This is a genomic window from Rubritalea spongiae (genome assembly GCF_042652385.1).
GTDB classification, from domain to species: Bacteria; Verrucomicrobiota; Verrucomicrobiia; order Verrucomicrobiales; family Akkermansiaceae; genus Rubritalea; species Rubritalea spongiae.
Genome location: NZ_JBHSJM010000001.1, coordinates 1923512 through 1941090, shown reverse-complemented (window position 1 = coordinate 1941090; position 17579 = coordinate 1923512). Strand labels below are relative to the sequence as shown.

Genomic DNA, 17579 nt, shown 5'->3' with positions numbered 1-17579 from the left:
TGTGGTGGGATGCAATATTTTATTGTTCAAATCCACCAGGAACTTCGGAGAGGCTGTGGAATTTTTTCTGCTCTTCCGCTTCTTTTTCTGGGTCGTAAAGCACAGAGTTCGCAACGACTACGGATCCATCATCGTGGGTGTGGAGGTAGGGTTTGGTGGAGCCTATTGCTTTATGGTAGAGTCGTTTGACTGTGTCTCCTGAGGTGTTGACGATGGTGTAGCAGTAGAGTTCAGGAGTGGTCATGAAGAGGACGTGGAGTTTATTTTCTCGGTCGATCGCTTTGAGAGCCTGGCGGAAGGAAAGGTTTCGGCCCATGCTGTAGCAGGCGAGCATGCGGCCGAGTCTGACATCTTCTACTTGTACGTATAGTTGCGGGCTGGAGCCATTATTAAAGTCGATGAGTCGGTATTCGCGCTGGTCACCAGCGACGCCTGGGACGCCGACTTTTGCTTTCCATGAGGGGACTCCACGGTTGACTGTAAAATAGCCTTGATTGGAGCGCGTGCCTTCGCGGCCATTCTGCTCTGGTGTTCGGACTACAGCATATACGCTGTAGTTGCCAGGAAGAGCGAGATCGTAATGATTGTTGAGAGTGAATGAGGAGCGGATGGTTTCACCGGTGGGGATGGTGGTGCCGGCGTATGCGGTGGCTGCGACTTGACCGACAACGCGACCACTTTGGTTTTTGACGACAAATTCGATCCAGCTGTTGTTGCCGGTGTTACGGAGGGTGAGTGGTCTGCCCGCTTGGTTGGTAATGGTGACTTGGATGTCGATGGGTTCGTAACTGAGGTAGGCCTCGCGGCTAGGTTTCGTATGTACGGTGATTTGAGCAAATAGGTTTGGGCTGAGCAGGAGTGCTGTGAGTAGGATAATGAGGCGCATAAGAGTGTGGGCGTGTTAGAATTTAGTTTAGTCGGGGCGGTTAGAAATGGTTCGGAAGCCGATGTCTCCTCGGCGAATGCTGCGGGCGTCTATTTCTTCGGTTTGTTCGGTGGAGAGCCATTCGCGGGAAGTCGCGGAGCTACTTTTTTTGAGGTAGGAGCCGCCGCAAACTACAGGCATTTCAGGTTTGGTGGGAAAGGTGGGATCTTTGCTTGGGTTGGCGGCCCACTCTGAGACATTTCCGGCGAGGCCATAAATGCCATTGTTGGTGATGTCTTTACTTTGCTGGTCGACGGGTCCCCAGTTTGAGCGAGTTAAGTGATCGGCTTTGGAGTGACGCAGAGTGGCGTTCCATTCTTCTTGAGTGGGAAGGCGGCGTCGGTTGTAGGCACAATAGGCGAATGCGTCCCACCAGTCGATTCCAATGATTGGGCAATTGAGGTCGACTTGGATGCCATTCCATGAGGCGCCATTGCGTGCAGCGGTGAGCAGGGATTGCCAGTCGAGTGGGAGATGGTTAGTTTTTGAGCTGGGTTGTTCAGGGTGCTGGTAAATTTCTGATTCTTCTGCGCTGAAGAGGTCCATGGCTTCGAGGAATTTGGCGTACTCGGCGATGGTGACTTCGTGTGCATCTATCCAGAATTCGTTTAGCTCGTTTCGGGAGCCTTCGTGAGTAAGATATTTTCCCGCCGGGATGTGAACGGTGTCTGTGAGTTGACGTTCTTTTGGTTTTTCAGGCTGATTGAGAAGGACGGCGCCGAGGCCTATTACAATGGCGGCTCCAATTCCAGCGCCAGCTAGTAGAATGAGGGATTTCGATTTGTTGGGTGAGGGAATTTGTTCAGAAATAGCAATGGGGACGCTGGGCTCGGAAAGTTGGAGTTCGACCTCTTCTGAAAGTTCGCGAATTTGTTCCCAAGTTAAAGGGATTTCTCGCCCGAGGTCTTCCATGTAGTTAAGCAAAGAACGGGTGCGGGTGGAGCCGGGGCATCCTTCTTGCAGTATGGGAATGAAGGCGGTGGCGATGGTGTGCTTGTCCTGAGTGGAAATGTTGTGGTCGCGATCGCCACCGACGGCCATATTGATTAGTCGGCAGAGGCTGTGCTCGGAGATAAAGATCTGCTCGGGGCTAATCGGCAATGAGGCAATTTTGTGTTGTTCGAGATAGAGGTTGGCTTCGGCAATTTGGCGGATGATGTGGACGACTTTTTCAGGTCGCATCTTGGTCTCATCTTCGGAGAGTTGCTGGAGGGTTTGTCCGTGGAGGCATTCTCTGGCGTAGAAGCAGAGTTTACCTTTTCGAACGGCTTCGAAGACGGATCCAATGAGTGGGTGGTCGACATGTGCCTTCGCTCGGACGTCGCTGAGGAAGGTGGCAACGGTTTCTTCGTTGTCTTGTTCGGAGCGGTTGAGGCTGTCGATAATGACCTCGCGGTCGACTGAGACTTGGTGGGCCTGCCAGGTGCGGGTGGTGGGGCCATCGTAGATAAGTTCATCTAAGCGATAGTCTCCGACCTGCATGCCGACTTCGAGGCGTTGGTTTGCATTCTCCATGGTGTTTTATTAATTGCGCGGGAGTGCGGGCAGCAAAGGGTTGTCGGGGTTTATATTTGGCAATGGCTCATCGAGCGGGAAGTCGAAAGGCATGTCGTAATTTGGCTGATTTTGTTTTTCAGCATGGATAGCATGTAGTCTGCGTGGGTACGCTTGCTGGTCGAGGAGTTCATTTTTGTAATAGAGCTCAGCGACGTAGCCAAAATATTTTCTTTCGCCGAAGAGGTGGACGTCGGCTTCAGTGGCGGAAGGGAGAGTGTAGGTAGCTTCGGCGATTTCTTCACCATCCGCCCAGTCCATGGGAGGGTTGAGCCAGCGTTCGGACTTGGCATCTGCACGGGCGGGCGGGACGGGTTCGATGCGTTTATTGTCGACGAGGTCGTAGTGGTGGACTTCGACAGAGATGTGGGTGGGATCGAAGTCGCTATTGGAGCCAGAGCGAATAGGGATAGTAAGGCGGGCGTGGAGCTTGTCGTCTGAAATGCGGTGGAGGATGTGGCCAATGACGAGGAGGTTTTGCTTGTTAGCCTCTGGATTAATACCGTGAGAGAGTTTGAAGGCCGCTTTGTGGTAGAGGACGCCGATGCTGGGGCCCATGGTGAAGATTTTTTCGTAGTTATCGGTGGCGCGATCCCACTGACCCATGTCCTCGAAAAGTAGGGCCTTGCGGTAGAAAATGGCGGGTTCGTCGGAGGCGAGGGATTCGGCTTCTTCGAGTTTGACGAGGGCGTTCATGATGTCGCCCTTGCTGTGTTCTTGGATTGCTTGTTCGATGAGGAGTTCGGCTTGCGGGTCCTCGATGAAAAATTCTGAATCTGAGGGTGTGGGTGAGTAGGTTACAGGGGTAGAATTTGTAGTGGCAGTTGTAGTTTCGAGGGCTTCAGAGGAGACTTCGACATCGCTGGCGTAGGTGGCTAGGATTTGTTCAATACTGCGTGGCTCCGCGGCCTTGCCTTTGGGTTCGATGGGGTCGCGGAGGGTGGGGACTGAGACGATGAGTGGATCGCCTTTGACGTAGCGGATGACTTCGCGGGTTTCACCGGATCTAAGAGCGATGGCTATGCCTACTGAAAGTAGCTGGGCAAAGGCGATACAGGCGAGCAGACCGCACGCGAAAGCGAAGGTCGGACGCCGAGTTGCAGCCGATTGTGGGGTAGGTGTGCCCATGAGCAACGCAGACTAGAGGAGAGAGGTGGGGGATGGAAAGGATGATTTTCGCTAAATGATTTGCTGTTAGGGTGAATATTCGATTGGAGGAAATGGGTGGATGGCGTATGGATTTTGCACGGAAATGATGAGCGCTGAAATGAGAAAGCTAGAGCTGGATATGAAGCCAGTGGAGGTTGCTGCTGGCTTGCGGCATCTCGGCGGTTTGGTGTTTTTTGATAGTTCTGGAAATTTCCCCGAGAGTGCGGGTGAGATTGTGAGTGTGGTGGCGGCGCGTCCAGCTCGAGTGTTGAGGGGAAATGTGGATGATATTTCGGAGCTCGAGCAGGTGCTCGCTGAGAATGATGGTGCGCAGTCTGAGCTGCCGAATGGAGGGCTTTGTGGTTGGGTCGAATACGATGGTGGGTATTGTTTCGGCGAATACCGGGAGATGTTAGTATATGTGCACGCTGCTCGCCAATGGTATGAAGTGGGGGAGCTTTCTACGGAATTTAAAGATGTGACTGAAGAGGAGGTGAGTCTGGGTGTGTTTGAAGCGCAGATGGAGCGGGAGGATTATATGAGCAAAGTGGAGCGGATTAAGGAATACATCGCGGCGGGAGATATTTACCAAGTAAATTTGACCCAGCAGTTCGTTGCGACGATCCAGGGTGGCAGTGGGTGGGGGCTGTACAGAGTTCTGCGAGACGTGACTCCGGCACCCTTGGCGAGCTATCTTGCGCTTGGAGGAAGAGAGGTGCTGTCTTCGTCGCCCGAGACATTTCTTAAATTTGATAATGGAAGAGTGGAGACGCGGCCAATTAAGGGGACGCGCCCGCGATTTGAGGATCCGGCGCAGGACCAGCGCAGTGCTTTTGAGTTGAGGACATCTGAGAAGGAGGTGGCTGAGCTGGTGATGATTACGGACTTGGAGCGCAACGATCTCGGGCAGGTTTGCGCTTTTGGATCGGTGCAGGTGGAGGCGATGCTGAAGTTAGAAAAATACGCGCAGGTGTATCACTTAGTTTCTACTGTTACAGGGCAGTTAGAGGATGGCGTGAGTCAAGTGCAGGCACTGAAGTCGTGTTTCCCTGGGGGTAGTATCACTGGAGCTCCGAAGAAGCGGGCGATGGAGATTATTGATGAATTAGAGGAAGAATCGCGTGGTTTGTACACTGGGGCGGTGGGGTATTTTGGATTTAATGGTCAGAGTCAATTTAACATAGCGATCAGGACATTAGTGCGCGATGGCGAGAGCCTGCACTACCATGTTGGTGCTGGGATAGTGGCGGATTCTAATCCAGTGGCTGAGTATGAGGAAACATTACAGAAGGCGAGGGGGATGCGGCTGGCTGTGGATCAATATAAAAAGAGAAGTTAGAGAGTTTACAGTGGTGACTTTTCTAGAGAAGCTGCCGCGAACACGTGTTTCCCCTTGGCAACGAAGAAGACATTTTTTGAATCTTGGCGACGCCGATTAAAGATCGGTGCGTTGATTCTTGTACTGTTGCTCGCTTACATGGGCTGGCAGGCGTGGTCGATTCATCACATTGGTTATAGCGATGATGGATCGAATGCTGACTGTGCGATTGTTTTAGGTGCGGCAGCGTATCACACGAAGCCGTCGCCGGTGTTTCAGGCGCGGATCGATCACGCGATTGAACTCTACAAAGATGGGCGGGTGAAGTCCTTGGTGCTGACGGGAGGTTATGGCAAGGATGCTGAATTCTCTGAGAGCGAGGTGGCTTACGATTATTGCGTGGAAAATGGGATCCCGGAGCGTGATCTTTTTATTGAGAAAAAGTCGCAGACGACAGAGCAGAATATCATGGAGGCGCAGAAGTTAATGCGGGCTGAGAATTTCGATAATGCGCTATTAGTCAGTGATCCATGGCATCTCAAGCGCGCTTTAGCGATGGCTAAGAAGCATGATGTGGAGGCGAAGCCTTCTGCCACGCGAACTACGATGTATCGCTCAGAAAAGAGCCAGTGGCAGTTTTTGTTACGCGAGATGTATCACATTCACGTGTGGCGCCTGGTGGGTGAGTGATTTTCACCGTGAAATACGGGATTTCTAAAAAGGAAGGCCGAGAGTGCGGTGTTGATGTCTATTTTTTATAGCCTTCTTTTTTTAAGATTGCAGTGAGTTCGTTGAGGAATTCTTGGGGTAGGCGGACGTCGAGCACAAGGGGTGCGTTTTCTTCAAACTCTGATAGGTATTGGCGGGTGCCGATATCCATCATTTCGCGAATGACATAGATGCCGTATTCCGGTGCGTATTTACCGACGAGTTCACGGACGGATTTGACGACAGAGTCTTGGATATTGAGTTCGGATTTAAGTTCAAAATGCTTTTTTACGAGCACGCCTTTTTCGACAAGGAAGTCGAGTTTTTGATTGATTTGGCTGAGTTGCTTTTCGAAGTCTTTAGCATTGGGTTTACCCGTATCGACACCCATCATGTGAATGTGATAGCCGGCATTTTGGCTGACGATGGAGAGTTCGTGCCACGCGTCTTGGACATCGTCCGCATTGGCGAGTGGGGCGAGCAGTAGGGTGGCGAGGAAGAAAGTTTTGAGCATGGTGGGAGTATGCTCAACATTGTGCCTAGCGTCTAGCAGGAATCAATATTCGCGCTCGAGCATGTAGCGTGCGATTTGCTCGAGGCGTGTGGCCTGTTCGCCGAGTGGCTTGAGAGCATCGAGGGCGAGCTGGGTGAGGCGGACGGCTTCAGCTTTTGCTTCCTCGAGACCGAGAATAGCTGGGTAAGTGGATTTATCGACCGATTCGTCCTTGCCGGCCGTCTTGCCGAGTTGCTCGGTGGTTTGGGTGACATCGAGGATGTCGTCGATGACTTGGAAGGCGAGGCCGAGATTGTAGCCAAAGTCGGTGAGTGCCTGAAGTTGTTCAGCGGAACAGTTTGCGCTCATGCCGCCGAGACGGAGTGAGCTGCAGAGTAGAGCGGCGGTTTTTGCCTCGTGGATGTGGACGAGTTGCTCTTGGTTGAGGTTTTTTCCTTCACCTTCGAGGTCGAGGACTTGGCCACCGATGAGCTTTTTGCTGCCTCCTGTTTGCGATAGTTCGAGGACGTAATCGCGAGCATTGTAGCGCTTGGTGGTAGGTGTTTGAGCGACGATGGTGAAAGCCTCGGTGAGGAGAGCGTCACCAGCGAGGACGGCAATGCCTTCGCCATAGACAACGTGAGCTGTCGGACGGCCGCGGCGGAGGTCGTCGTCGTCCATGCACGGGAGGTCATCGTGCACCAAGGAATAGGTATGCATGACTTCGACTGCGCTGGCTGGAAAGAGAGCGGCTTCTATATTACCTGAGCAGGCTTCAGCGGCAGCGAGGCAGAGGACGGGACGGAGTCGTTTACCCCCAGCGAACATGCTGTAGCGCATGGCTTGGTGAATGGTGGTCGGACGTGTGTCTTCTGATGGCAAGAGTGAGTCGAGCGCACGGTCGACGATTTCTTGTTGGGATTTCAGCCAAGTTTTGAGCTCGCTCATAGATAGAAACCCACTACCCCAAAAATGGGATAGTGGGTAGTGTTAAGTTTGAAGTATTAGTTTCGTGTTTCGCGAATCTCTTAGAGAATTTCTGCGATTTGGACAGCGTTGAGCGCTGCACCTTTGCGTACTTGGTCCCCAACTACCCAGAGAGCGAGGGCGTTGTCGATGACTTTGTCCTCACGGATGCGGCCAACGAGACAGTCGTCTTTGAGAGTCGTGTCGAGTGGCGTTGGGAAGAGGTTTTGCGACGGATCGTCCTTAGAGTCGACACCTGGGTAGTTTGCGTAGACTGCTCGTGCGTCTTCCACGCTTGGTTTGTTTTCAAAAACAGCGGTGATGGAGACAGCGTGGGAGCGGTAGACTGGTACACGAACACAGGTGCAGGTGACTTTGAGTTCAGGGACGCCGAGAATCTTGCGGGATTCGTTGAGCATCTTGAGCTCTTCCTTGGTGTAGTTGTCTGGCTGGAAGACATCGACTTGCGGAATCACGTTGAAAGCGATTTGGGTCGGGTAGACTTCGGAAACTATTTCACCGCCGTTGGCTAGTGCTTCGCACTGTTGTTTGAGCTCAGCGATGCCTTGAGCACCTGAGCCGGAAACTGCTTGGTAGGAGGAGGCTATGATCGCCTTAAGTCCGTACTTCTTGTGAAGCGGGAACAGAGCCATTAAGGAAATGATGGTGGTACAGTTCGGGTTGGCGATGATGCCTTTTTTCGCTTCCTTGGCTGCTTCTGGATTTATTTCCGGCACGATGAGCGGGACCTCATCGTCCATGCGGTAGGCGGAGGAGTTGTCGATGACGATGGCGCCTGCTTTGGCGGCGGATGGAGCGTACTCGAGTGAGGTGTCGCCACCAGCTGCGAAGAGGGCAATGTCTACGCCTTCGAATGAATCGTGAGTGAGTTCCTTAACAATAATGTCTTTGCCTTGAAAGGGAATGGTTTTGCCTGCAGAGCGTGCGGATGCGAGCAATGTGAGCTCGCTGATTGGGAAGTTGCGCTGGTCGAGACAAGCGAGCATTTCTTCACCTACGGCACCTGTGGCGCCGACGATTGCGATGTGTTTAGCTTCTTTCATGGTCTTAGAACTCGGGTTGAGTTGGGCGGGAAACATACTCATGAATTTTGATTTGGCAATGCTAGTCTTTGGAGAGTTTGTCAGTTTATTTTGTTAAGATTAATTGATTTAAATGGCTGCGAGTGAATGGGTTGGGTGATTGAGTTTTCGAGGGTGAGTGGGAATATTCAGGAAAACGATTGAATTCACTAGAATAGACCTTGCATCTAGCAGGATTGTTTACTAGTTTAGGTTTGATGTTAGATGGCTGTAGGGCTTGTCTAACCGTACATTTAATTAACCTATAAAACTTATGAAGTTCATTAAACTTATCGCACTATTGGCGGCCTCCGTGTCATTCGCTTCTCTCACCTCATGTGGTAGCAATGCCGAACCAGCACCTGTGTACGTAGCTCCAGCGAAGTAAATCTATGAAATTCGTTAAAGCTTTCGTCTATGCTGCTGCGGCAGCATCTCTCGCTTTCCTTAGTTCTTGCTGTGCAGGTTGCATGTAAGTCTAATGGAATGGCATGTTTGACATGCTAGTCTAACCAATGCCCGTATGGGCGTCTAACTAATAAAAACTAAATAGTATTATGAAATTCGTTAAAGTAATCGCACTCGCAGCAGCTGCAGCAGGTCTTGCACTCACATCTTCATGTGGTTCAGCTGGTTCATCTCCTGAGCCTGCTCCAGTGCCAGTAATGCCAGCGAAGTAATAGCTGATAAGCAACACATTTGAAGCGGGCTTTCCTGTGGAAGCCCGCTTTTTTCTTGCGCTGATGTTTTGCTCGCGCAATATGCATTGCGAAATAAATAACACTCTATGAAAGCACTACGTATTCTAACAATCGCTGCAGCTGCTGCAGGTTCTGTTCTTTTAAGCTCCTGTGGCTGTTGCACAGGTGAGGCCAAGGCTCCACCGCTTCGACCACTTCCGCAATTTGCTGATATTCCTGTACACTCCGGCAAATAATTTTTTTGAGGCCGCTACTTCTTCTGGAAGTAGCGGCTCTTTTTTTGTCCTAAATTTAAGTAATGGCTGAGGCGAGTTCTGATTTAACGCGATTAGAAGAGGGTGTAGTGGCGCTATTTGCCGATGGGGTGAAGGTGTTAGGTTTGCCTAAATCGGTAGGTGAAATTTATGGCTTGCTGTACATTCACGAGGAGGCGCTGTCATTAGATGATTTAGTGGAGCGTTTGCAAGTGAGTAAAGGGACAGCGAGTCAGGGCTTGAAGATGCTTAGGACATTGGGGGCAGTGCGTGAGTGTGGTTTGACAGAGGGGCGCAAAACATATTATGAGGCTGATGTTGAGCTAAAGAGTTTGGTGGGAGGATTTATTCGGGAGGAGATTCGTCCGCACCTTTCTTCGGCGAAGGCGAAGATTGGGGTATTGCGCGAAGAAGTGGAAGAAGGAGATGCTTTTTTGAAGGATCGGGTAGATCGTTTGGATAAGTGGCGTGCTAAAGCTTCGCTGTTGTTGCCCATTTTACAGAAACTATTGTCGAGTTAATGAGTGAGGATGCAATGGCGTGGTACGTGGTGCGTTCGCAACCGAAGCGCGAGCGTTTGGCAGCGAGTTCGCTGCGGGAGGCATTGGGGATTGAGGTGGTTTGTCCTATAGTGAAGTATCAAAAAGTGACTCGTAGGGGTAAGGTGTGGTGGAGTGAGGCGATGTTCCCAGGCTACCTTTTTGCACGTTTTGATAGGTCGCAAGATGGGCGTGCTGTGCAGTATGCGCAGGGGGTGCTGACGCTGGTGCAGTTTGGTGATTATGTGCCAGCGTTATCTGATAGCTTTATGCGGAGCTTGAAAGATGAATTAGGCGATACTGAGGAAGTGGAAATTGCGCATAGCGTGGAGGCGGGGGAGAGTTATGAGATTGCGGGTGGCCCTTTGATGGGGGAAATGGGCGAAGTGGTTGAAGTGTTGCCGGCGCGCGAGCGTGTGCGGTTGTTAGTCGAATTTATCGGTGGAGAGCGCGAAGTGGAGCTGGATATTTACTCTTTATTGCTGCCTGGGAGGCCTGATGATGCGAGTTAACTCGGTGGGGTTCAACTTTGTTCATTTTTAATTGAACTTTTTTCTAATCCTGTTGTTTTTCATCTGATTGATCGTTGGATAATGCGGTTAGGTCGAAAAAATTCACAAAAAATGCTCTGAAGGTTTCTGGTAGAAAACGCTGGATCGACCAAGGGCGGCAGCGTCTTTGGAGTATCACCACACCTAATCATTAGTAAACTTGGTAAGTTAACAATGAAATAATTCTTGCCAAAATGAAGGGGCAAGCTTAAAGCCGTCGGCGTCATGAGCGAACCCCAAGGAGACAGCAAAAGAAAAAGTGTGATTAAAGGTATCACTTGGCGTTGTTTGGCAACGTTGACTACTTATCTGATTGCATGGTTGTGGACTGGAGAAACTGAGATGGCTGGCAAGATTGCGGCGGTTGAGTTCTTTTTGAAATTTTTCATTTATTATATGCACGAGCGCTTCTGGCAGTGGCTGCCGAGACAAAGTGCGATTTGGAAAGCAAAATTTAGCAAAGCAGAAGCATGAGTAATATCTATCCAGAGTACGAGCGCCAGCTACCACAGTCGGCGAAAGAGGAGCTTCTTGGTCAACGCGGTTTGGTAGTGTGGATGTACGGGCTTTCGGGTTCGGGAAAATCAACGATCGCAAATGCTGCGGAACAAGCGCTGCACGCTGAGGGCCGCTATGTGACGATGCTCGATGGCGACAACCTTCGTAGCGGTCTCAATGCAGGACTTGGCTTTACGGATGAAGACCGCAAGGAAAATATCCGCCGGGCTGCAGAGCTTGCGAAGATCCTCCGTCATAACGGAGCGATTGTCTTAGTGTCATTGATCACACCGCAGAACATTTTTCGCGACCAAGTGCGTGAGATACTTGGAAATGATCAATACCTCGAGGTCTATGTGAAGGCGTCATTCGAAGCTTGTCAGGAGCGAGACGTGAAAGGGCTTTACGCGAAAGTGAAGGACGGTAAGGTTGCGAACTTCTCTGGAAAATCTTCTTCATTTGAAGAACCAAACAATGCCGATCTAGTGATCGAAACCGAAAACCAAAGTGTTGAAGAGAGCTTGGCGCTTCTCCTGGAAGTAATCTCTCCCCAAATTTCTCAGAACTAAAAAGAATATGTCTAATTATAATTTGAGTCACCTTAAGCAGCTTGAAGCGGAAGCGATCTACGTTCTCCGTGAGACAGCGGCACAGTTCGAAAATCCGGGTCTCCTTTTTTCTGGAGGTAAGGATTCTATCGTGATGGCGCATCTTGCGTACAAAGCATTCCACCCTGCGCGTATTCCATTTCCATTGGTGCACGTAGACACTGGACACAATTTCCCTGAAACCATCGAATTCCGCGATTTTTATGCGGATAAGATCGGCGCACGTCTTGTGATAGGCTCTGTGCAGAAGTCCATCGACGAAGGTCGTGTGCAGGAAGAGACTGGTCCAGATGCGAGCCGTAACGCGTTACAGACGATCACGCTTCTTGATACTATTGAGGAGCACAATTTTGACGCCTGTCTCGGCGGTGGACGCCGAGATGAAGAAAAAGCACGTGCGAAAGAGCGTTTCTTCTCACACCGTGACGACTTCGGTCAGTGGGATCCGAAAAACCAGCGCCCAGAGCTCTGGAATCTTTTCAATGGCCGCAAACAGCAGGGCGAGCACTTCCGTGTATTCCCGCTCTCTAACTGGACAGAGATGGACATCTGGCAGTACATCAAGGCTGAGAACATCGATCTTCCAAGCCTCTATTTCGCAGCGGAGCGTGAGTGTATTACTCGTAATGGCACCATCCTTGCGATCTCTGAGTTCGTTTCTCCTCGCGAAGGTGAAGTAGTCGAGAAGAAGAGCATTCGTTTCCGTACCATGGGTGATGCGACCATCACTGGCGCAGTAGAATCTACAGCAACCGAATTTGATGGCATTATTGAAGAGGTTGCAGCAGCACGTCAGACTGAGCGCGGTAACCGTGCTGATGATAAGCGCTCTGAAACCTCCATGGAAGACCGCAAAAAAGAAGGTTACTTTTAGAACAAGCTTTGCTTGTTAGAAGAATGAAGAGAGATCGGCATTGCCTGTAAGCATTTAGAAAATGGCACATAATTTTCAAAATCTAGAGATCTGGAAACGAGGTTGTGTGCTGACTGAAAAAACTTACGCCGCATTTAAAGGATCAACAGAATACGAGCTGAAATCTCAAATGGTACGCAGTGCTCTTTCTATCCCATCGAATATCGCGGAAGCGATCGGAAAGGAAGAGTAATCCAGATTCCATTCGTTTTCTGGGATATGCCAAAGGTTCTATCGCAGAACTCTTCACCCAAGCTTCTGTAGCCTCCAATTTAAATATTCTTCCGAAGGAGACTGCATCTTATTTGAAGAAGGAAAGCATGGAAATCTCTTCAATGATCGAAGCTCTTATCAAACGACTACAATAATACTAACTCCTCTCCGCACGCACAGCGTGCAGTCTAATATCTAAACTCTTATAATTATGGATCTTTTACGTTTTACCACAGCAGGTTCCGTTGATGACGGTAAATCCACACTCATCGGTCGCTTGCTCTACGATTCCAAGTCAATTTTCGAAGACCAGCTTGAAGCTGTTGAAACTAGCTCTAAGAAGCGTGGTGATGAAGAAGTGAACCTCGCTCTTCTCACCGACGGCCTTAAAGCTGAGCGCGAACAAGGTATCACCATCGATGTAGCTTATCGCTATTTCGCGACACCGAAGCGCAAGTTCATCATCGCAGATACTCCAGGTCACACACAGTACACACGTAACATGGTGACTGGCGCGTCCACGGCGGACATGGCAATTATTCTCATCGATGCGCGTAAAGGCGTGATCGAGCAAACTAAGCGTCACACATTCATCGCTAACCTTCTTCGCATCCAGCACGTGGTTGTTGCGGTGAACAAGATGGATCTCGTTGAGTACTCAGAAGAGCGCTACAATGAAATCGTTGCTGAATACCGCGAGCTCGCGAGCCGACTCGGTAATCTCGTTGAAATCACCACGATTCCAATCTCTGCGCTTCGCGGTGACAACGTGGTCGATAAGTCTGAAAACATGCCTTGGTACGAAGGTGGCAGTCTTCTATACCATCTTGAGAACGTGTACGTTGGCGGTGGTGAAAACCACGTCGAAGCGCGTTTTCCAGTGCAGTGGGTGATCCGTCCGCATTCTAATGAGTGGCATGACTTCCGCGGATTCGCTGGTCGCGTAGCTGGTGGCGTATTCAAACCAGGTGATGAAGTTCTCGCACTCCCTTCTGGTTTCAAGAGCATTGTGAAATCAATCCACACTGCCGATGGTGAGCTCGAAGAAGCATTCGCACCGCAGTCTGTAACGATCACTCTCGACGACGAAATCGACATTTCGCGCGGCGACATGATCGTGAAGGCGAACAACCCACCAGTATCGACTCAAGATGTCGAAGCAATGGTTTGTTGGTTCTCCGAGCGTCCACTTACTGTGCGTGGAAAGTATATCATCCGTCACACCGAACAGGAGACGAAGGCGATGATTCAAGAGCTTGATTACCAAGTCGACGTGAATACCTTCCACAAACAAGAAGATGTGCAGACACTCAGCATGAACGACATTGGTCGTATCAAGCTCCGCACAGCGAAGGCCCTTCACATCGACCCATACACTAAGAATCGTCACACGGGTTCTTTCATTCTCATCGATGCGGGCACCAACGAAACGGTTGCCGCTGGTATGATTGTTTAATATTTTAAAGCCCGTTAGAGAATGTTCTAACGGGCTTACTCCCTCTGTTTAGGGGGGTGCCGATGATGAAATTTCTAGCCATTTAAATGCAGATTGTTATGATGGTTCGCAATGAAAGCAAAAGTGTGTGTATTCATTGTTGGTGCGGCCTTGTGGACAAATGTTCAGGCTGCAGGAATTTTGTTTGATCTCCGAGATACAGCTTATACCTCAAGTATTGAAGCTGGAAGTTATGAAGTTGATGGAGTGATCTTGAGTTTATCTTCACCCAGTGGTGTATTAAACCAGACTACGAGTAATTTTGGCATAAATCATGCAGGAGCTGGTGATGATACCGCTCAAATCGATGGAGATGCTGGAGCTGAAGTACTACTTTTTAGCTTCGATACATCGGGAGTGTTGGAAGCTCTTAACTTTTCTTCTGTAGGGGGTTCTGACTCCTTTAGGGTCACTAAAAATGGTGCGGGAGGACTAATTTATTCGGCAAATTCAGTACTGCCGAACCTCTCGTTTACAGCTAGCGATGTTTTTGAGATCGAGCATATATCTGGAAATGGTGTGAGTTTTGATTCTCTCTCGATCACAGCCATACCAGAACCTTCTTCTACACTTTTATTAGGTATGGGTGGACTTGCCCTGCTTTCTCGTCGTAAAAGAACACATCGTATTAGGATGCTTTCCTAATGGGTAAGTTTTAATCTCACATTTATTCAATGCCAGTACCACTTCTCGACGTCAACGCACAGAATCTCCCACTCCAAGATGAACTCAGAGCGACCTTTGATCGTGTTTTGCAATCGGGTCGCTTTATCATGGGAGAAGAAATGGAAGCCTTCGAGCGCGAAGTTGCTGAGATGGTCGGCGTTAAGCACGCTCTCTCGGTTTCGTCTGGCACTGATGCCATTTTGTTAGCCCTTATGGCGCTTGGGATTGGCGAGGGGGATGAGGTGCTTTGTCCATCGTTTACTTTTTTCGCGACAGCGGGTTGCATTGCTCGTACCGGAGCGACTCCGGTATTTGTTGATAGCTGTCCGGTGTGTTTCAACATCGACCTTGAGGATGCGGCAAAGAAGCGTACGGCAAAAACTAAGGCCATTGTGCCAGTGCATCTTTTTGGTCAAGCGGCTGACATGGATGCAGTGATGAGTTTTGCGGCGGAACATTCTCTCAAAGTGATCGAGGATGGAGCGCAGGCGATCGGTGCGAAGTATAAAGGAAAAAGCGTTGGCTCGATTGGTGACTTTGGCGCGTATTCGTTTTTTCCATCGAAGAACCTTGGCGGCTTCGGGGACGGTGGAATGCTCGTCACCAACAATGATTCTTTAGCTGAAATGGCACTGATGCTGCGTAACCACGGGATGAATCCGAAGTACTACCACAAGTACGTGGGGGGGAATTTCCGTTGCGATGCGCTGCAAGCAGCTTTGCTCAGAGTCAAGCTGCGTGAATACACGGGCTATACCGAAAAGCGCCAAGCGAACGCGCAGTATTATACCGAAAAGTTGTTGCAGTTAGAGGGTGTGGTACAGGCACAACAAGAAGATTGTGGATGCTTGGAGTCACAAACTCTGAAATATCAAGCCGATGCTGCGAAGTTGGTGCTTCCTGTGGCCTATGATCACAATGAACACATTTGGAATCAATTTACGATTCGCGTGTTAGATGGACAGCGCGATGCATTTCGCGAGCATCTCACGGAAAAAGGAATTGGCTGTGATACGTATTATCCGGTGCCACTGCACCAGCAGGAGTGTTTTGCGGATATACCGAAGCATGCACTTCCAGTATGTGAGCAGCTGGCTCAGGAAGTGATTAGTATTCCGATCTACCCGGAGTTGACTCAAGGGCAGAAAGATGAAGTGATCTCAGCAGTTCAAGCTTTCTTAACATCTAAGGTCTAGTATCTTTCATCATGCGCATATTAGTTACAGGAGGAGCTGGATTTTTAGGGTCTCATTTATGTGAGAGGCTATTAAAAGAGGGTCATGAAGTCATTTGCCTCGATAATTATTTTACGGGATTTAAGCGGAACATCGTGCATTTGATGGACAATGCGAACTTTGAGCTGATGCGCCATGATGTGATTGACCCATTCAAGGCTGAGGTGGATCAAATTTATAATTTAGCGTGTCCTGCATCGCCGCCGCATTATCAGCACAATCCAATCAAAACGATAAAGACCTCGGTGATGGGGGCGATTAATTCCTTAGGCTTGGCGAAACGTACTGGAGCGCGCGTGTTTCAGGCATCTACTTCTGAAGTGTATGGTGACCCGCATGTGCACCCGCAACCTGAGGAATACTGGGGGAACGTGAACCCGATTGGGATTCGTTCTTGTTACGATGAAGGGAAACGCGCGGCGGAGACTTTATTTTACGACTACCACCGGCAGAATGGGGTCGATATTCGGATTGTGAGAATTTTTAACACTTATGGGCCACGGATGAATCCTGATGATGGCAGAGTGGTTTCTAACTTTATTGTTCAGGCGCTGCGCGGAGAGGATATTACGATCTATGGAGACGGCTCACAGACTCGTTCGTTTTGTTATGTCGATGATCTGATTGAAGGCTTTGTGCGCTTGATGGACCAGAATGAGATTGTCGGTCCAGTGAATATTGGTAATCCCGGAGAATTTACGATGCTGGAGCTGGCGGAACAGGTTTTGGCGAAAGTCGGGGGTCCTTCAAAGCTAACTTTCCACGCACTACCAGGCGATGACCCGAAGCAACGTCAGCCGGATATTGGTCTGGCGCAGGAGAAGTTGGGCTGGGAGCCAAGTGTATCCTTAGACAATGGGCTGGATCTGACGATTAAGTATTTTAGGGAGTTGTTGAGTAAATCCTAAGTGATTGTTTACCATTGGGAGAATTCACACCATTTCAGACTGTTGATGTCATTGGCTTGCCAGTGGCGGTGACAGATTACAGTTCTGCGATTGATTGGATATTTGATCGCGCGCTTGCAGCTGATCGAGCTTATGCGATTGAGGCGGCGAATACGCATGTGGCCGCATTAGCAAGACACGAGCAAGAATTTGGTGAGGTGATGGCTCAATTTGACCTCATTTGTCCCGATGGGATGCCGCTGGTGTGGGCGATCAATAGGTGCTTAGGAAAAAGGAAAAAGGAAAAAGAAGAAAGCCCGGAGAAGCTGACGGATCGAGTGTATGGGCCGACCTTGATGTTGAAAACCATTGAGGCGTCTGAAGGACAGCCGGATTTAAAGCACTTTTTCTTGGGAGGAGCGCAGAGTACTTTGGAGAAACTTCACCGCAGGTTTGAAGAGCAATATCCAGGGAGCCATATCGCGGGGAGCTACTCGCCACCTTTTGGTGATTGGCCGGAAGAGGAGTTCGAGAAAATCAGAGAGAATATTGTAGCATCTGGTGCGAATTTGATTTGGGTAGGATTAGGCTGTCCGAAACAAGAGCGCTGGATCGCAAAATATAAAGAACAATTACCTCCAGGGTGTTACTTTGGTATTGGAGCGGCGTTTGCCTTCCATGCTGGAGAAGTGGACCAAGCTCCGTGCTGGATGCAGAGAATTGGGATGGAATGGTTTTACAGATTATGCAAAGAGCCGAGGAGGCTATCTAAGCGGTATTTTAAGTATAATGGGCTGTTTGTGTGGTACCAGTTCAACAAATGA

The 17579-nt window shown here is 49.8% G+C and carries 22 protein-coding genes; 16 read left to right on the top strand and 6 right to left on the bottom strand.

Going from position 1 to position 17579, the window contains the following annotated elements:
* Window positions 1-19: 19 nt before the first annotated feature.
* From ACFPK9_RS08845 to ACFPK9_RS08835, 3 genes are read right to left on the bottom strand one after another with little or no spacing between them, the layout of a single operon-like run.
* Complete coding sequence (locus ACFPK9_RS08845; protein WP_377094498.1) at window positions 20-886, bottom strand: hypothetical protein; 867 nt, start codon at window positions 884-886, stop codon at window positions 20-22.
* A 27-nt stretch (window positions 887-913) separates the two neighbouring features.
* Window positions 914-2440, bottom strand: coding sequence for an SUMF1/EgtB/PvdO family nonheme iron enzyme (locus ACFPK9_RS08840; RefSeq protein WP_377094497.1), 1527 nt, complete (start codon window positions 2438-2440; stop codon window positions 914-916).
* A 9-nt stretch (window positions 2441-2449) separates the two neighbouring features.
* Window positions 2450-3607, bottom strand: a complete 1158-nt coding sequence (locus ACFPK9_RS08835) for a tetratricopeptide repeat protein (protein WP_377094496.1) — start codon at window positions 3605-3607, stop codon at window positions 2450-2452.
* Window positions 3608-3746: 139 nt separating this feature from the next.
* On the opposite strand from ACFPK9_RS08835, the gene pabB reads away from it, so the two are divergent.
* Window positions 3747-4967, top strand: a complete 1221-nt coding sequence (gene pabB, locus ACFPK9_RS08830; protein ID WP_377094495.1) for an aminodeoxychorismate synthase component I — start codon at window positions 3747-3749, stop codon at window positions 4965-4967.
* Window positions 4968-5021: 54 nt separating this feature from the next.
* On the top strand, window positions 5022-5636 hold the full coding sequence (locus ACFPK9_RS08825; RefSeq protein WP_377094493.1) for a YdcF family protein: 615 nt from the start codon (window positions 5022-5024) through the stop codon (window positions 5634-5636).
* A gap of 58 nt (window positions 5637-5694) precedes the next feature.
* Here ACFPK9_RS08825 and ACFPK9_RS08820 read toward each other — a convergent pair whose 3' ends face one another.
* From ACFPK9_RS08820 to ACFPK9_RS08810, 3 genes are all read right to left on the bottom strand, one after another.
* Complete coding sequence (locus tag ACFPK9_RS08820) at window positions 5695-6168, bottom strand: hypothetical protein (RefSeq protein ID WP_377094492.1); 474 nt, start codon at window positions 6166-6168, stop codon at window positions 5695-5697.
* Window positions 6169-6210: 42 nt separating this feature from the next.
* On the bottom strand, window positions 6211-7095 hold the full coding sequence (locus tag ACFPK9_RS08815) for a polyprenyl synthetase family protein (protein ID WP_377094491.1): 885 nt from the start codon (window positions 7093-7095) through the stop codon (window positions 6211-6213).
* An 80-nt stretch (window positions 7096-7175) separates the two neighbouring features.
* Window positions 7176-8177, bottom strand: coding sequence for an aspartate-semialdehyde dehydrogenase (locus ACFPK9_RS08810; protein WP_377096596.1), 1002 nt, complete (start codon window positions 8175-8177; stop codon window positions 7176-7178).
* 575 nt (window positions 8178-8752) lie between these two features.
* On the opposite strand from ACFPK9_RS08810, the gene ACFPK9_RS08805 reads away from it, so the two are divergent.
* The 14 genes from ACFPK9_RS08805 to ACFPK9_RS08740 all read left to right on the top strand — a co-directional run bounded on the left by ACFPK9_RS08805 (window position 8753) and on the right by ACFPK9_RS08740 (window position 17579).
* Window positions 8753-8875: a hypothetical protein gene (locus tag ACFPK9_RS08805; protein WP_377094490.1), complete on the top strand. Its 123-nt coding sequence runs from the start codon at window positions 8753-8755 to the stop codon at window positions 8873-8875.
* A 107-nt stretch (window positions 8876-8982) separates the two neighbouring features.
* On the top strand, window positions 8983-9132 hold the full coding sequence (locus ACFPK9_RS08800; RefSeq protein WP_377094489.1) for a hypothetical protein: 150 nt from the start codon (window positions 8983-8985) through the stop codon (window positions 9130-9132).
* Window positions 9133-9194: 62 nt separating this feature from the next.
* The gene (locus ACFPK9_RS08795) at window positions 9195-9671 is read left to right on the top strand and encodes a GbsR/MarR family transcriptional regulator (protein ID WP_377094488.1); all 477 of its coding nucleotides are present in this window, start codon (window positions 9195-9197) and stop codon (window positions 9669-9671) included.
* The gene (gene nusG, locus ACFPK9_RS08790) at window positions 9671-10201 is read left to right on the top strand and encodes a transcription termination/antitermination protein NusG (RefSeq protein WP_377094487.1); all 531 of its coding nucleotides are present in this window, start codon (window positions 9671-9673) and stop codon (window positions 10199-10201) included. The genes ACFPK9_RS08795 and nusG overlap by 1 nt, the downstream gene beginning before the upstream one ends.
* Window positions 10202-10465: 264 nt before the next feature.
* Window positions 10466-10714 carry a DUF2061 domain-containing protein gene (locus ACFPK9_RS08785; RefSeq protein ID WP_377094486.1) on the top strand — a complete coding sequence of 83 codons (249 nt, stop codon included), beginning with the start codon at window positions 10466-10468 and terminating at the stop codon, window positions 10712-10714.
* Window positions 10711-11307, top strand: a complete 597-nt coding sequence (cysC, locus tag ACFPK9_RS08780) for an adenylyl-sulfate kinase (RefSeq protein ID WP_377094484.1) — start codon at window positions 10711-10713, stop codon at window positions 11305-11307. The genes ACFPK9_RS08785 and cysC overlap by 4 nt, the downstream gene beginning before the upstream one ends.
* Window positions 11308-11314: 7 nt before the next feature.
* Window positions 11315-12220 carry a sulfate adenylyltransferase subunit CysD gene (gene cysD / locus ACFPK9_RS08775; protein WP_377094482.1) on the top strand — a complete coding sequence of 302 codons (906 nt, stop codon included), beginning with the start codon at window positions 11315-11317 and terminating at the stop codon, window positions 12218-12220.
* Window positions 12221-12281: 61 nt separating this feature from the next.
* Window positions 12282-12452 (top strand): four helix bundle protein, encoded by a 171-nt coding sequence (locus ACFPK9_RS08770; protein WP_377094481.1) that lies wholly within the window; start codon window positions 12282-12284, stop codon window positions 12450-12452.
* Window positions 12400-12627: a four helix bundle protein gene (locus ACFPK9_RS08765; RefSeq protein WP_377094480.1), complete on the top strand. Its 228-nt coding sequence runs from the start codon at window positions 12400-12402 to the stop codon at window positions 12625-12627. The genes ACFPK9_RS08770 and ACFPK9_RS08765 overlap by 53 nt, the downstream gene beginning before the upstream one ends.
* A 56-nt stretch (window positions 12628-12683) precedes the next feature.
* Window positions 12684-13928 carry a sulfate adenylyltransferase subunit CysN gene (gene cysN, locus ACFPK9_RS08760; RefSeq protein WP_377094479.1) on the top strand — a complete coding sequence of 415 codons (1245 nt, stop codon included), beginning with the start codon at window positions 12684-12686 and terminating at the stop codon, window positions 13926-13928.
* Between the two features lie 111 nt (window positions 13929-14039).
* Window positions 14040-14612, top strand: coding sequence for a PEP-CTERM sorting domain-containing protein (locus tag ACFPK9_RS08755; protein WP_377094477.1), 573 nt, complete (start codon window positions 14040-14042; stop codon window positions 14610-14612).
* 29 nt (window positions 14613-14641) lie between these two features.
* Window positions 14642-15829 carry a DegT/DnrJ/EryC1/StrS family aminotransferase gene (locus ACFPK9_RS08750; RefSeq protein WP_377094476.1) on the top strand — a complete coding sequence of 396 codons (1188 nt, stop codon included), beginning with the start codon at window positions 14642-14644 and terminating at the stop codon, window positions 15827-15829.
* 11 nt (window positions 15830-15840) lie between these two features.
* Window positions 15841-16776, top strand: coding sequence for a UDP-glucuronic acid decarboxylase family protein (locus ACFPK9_RS08745; protein WP_377094475.1), 936 nt, complete (start codon window positions 15841-15843; stop codon window positions 16774-16776).
* Window positions 16777-16790: 14 nt separating this feature from the next.
* Window positions 16791-17579, top strand: a complete 789-nt coding sequence (locus ACFPK9_RS08740; protein WP_377094474.1) for a WecB/TagA/CpsF family glycosyltransferase — start codon at window positions 16791-16793, stop codon at window positions 17577-17579.